This window comes from Sphingomonas sp. 66-10 (assembly GCF_001897045.1).
In the GTDB taxonomy this organism is placed as follows: Bacteria; Pseudomonadota; Alphaproteobacteria; order Sphingomonadales; family Sphingomonadaceae; genus Sphingomonas; species Sphingomonas lycopersici.
This window is the reverse complement of the sequence record NZ_MKRR01000119.1, coordinates 1-981: the sequence shown is the minus strand read 5'-3', so window position 1 is coordinate 981 and position 981 is coordinate 1. Positions and strand designations below refer to the sequence as shown.

2 protein-coding genes are annotated in these 981 nt (G+C 70.5%); both read left to right on the top strand.

Translation table 11 applies throughout. The features are described from left to right. Nucleotides 1–662: TolC family protein (locus tag BGN95_RS12730; protein WP_286772824.1), on the top strand; the 662-nt coding region annotated here is incomplete at its 5' end. Beyond that, nucleotides 659–981 (top strand): heavy metal-binding domain-containing protein (locus BGN95_RS12725; RefSeq protein ID WP_286772823.1); only part of this gene is annotated, 323 nt, incomplete at its 3' end. The genes BGN95_RS12730 and BGN95_RS12725, both read left to right, overlap by 4 nt.

Genomic DNA, 981 nt, shown 5'->3' with positions numbered 1-981 from the left:
GCGCCGAGATGGCTGCGGTGGTGGCGCAGGCGCGGGCCCGGCTCGCGCGCTATACCGGCGACCCCGACCCGCAGGCGACGGGCGACCCGCCGATACTCGATGTCGATCCGATCCGGCTGCGGGCCGGGATCGATGCGCTTCCCGCCGTGCGCGCGCAGGACGCGCGGATCGCAGTCGCCGAAGCGGACGTGCGCCTCGCGCGCGCCGACAAGCGCTCCGACTGGAAGGTCGGCGTCACCTATGGCCGGCGCGATCCCATGTACGGCGACATGGCCTCGGTCGGCGTGTCGATCGACCTGCCAATGTTCGCCGGCAAGCGCCAGAATCCCAGGATCGCTGCCAGCGAGAGCCTTGTGCAAGGGGGTCGGTTCGACCGCGAGGCGATCCGCCGCGAGCTGGTGGCGCAACTCGACGCCGATCTCGCAGACCATGCCATGCATCTCTCCCGGTTGCGCAATGCCCGCGAGACGCTGGTGCCCCTCGCCAGGCGCCGCGCCGAACTCGACCGCGACAGCTATGCCGCGGGCAAGCTCGACCTGGGAACCGCGCTGCTCTCGACCCTGGCGCTCGCCGAGGCCGAGGTCGAAACGCTCAACCGCGAGGCCGATGTCGCGCGCGACGCGGTCCGTATCAACATCACTTATGGGGAGGAGCGGCCATGACGCTCAAGTCGGACACAGTGCGCTGGGGCGCATCGATCCTTGTCGTCGCGCTGGCCGCCGGTGGCGCGGGCTATTGGGCGGGCCACAGGTCGCCGCAACCGCAGGCCGCCGCGTCCGGCGAGGCGGGCACAGGCTCGGGCAAGGTGCTCTACTGGTACGACCCGATGTTTCCCAACCAGAAGTTCGACAAGCCCGGCAAGTCGCCGTTCATGGATATGCAGCTTGTGCCCAGATATGCCGACGGCGAAAGTGCCGGCGCGGCGCCCGGGGTGACGGTCGATCCCTCCGCGCGCCAGAGCCTCGGCCTGCGCGTGGCCGA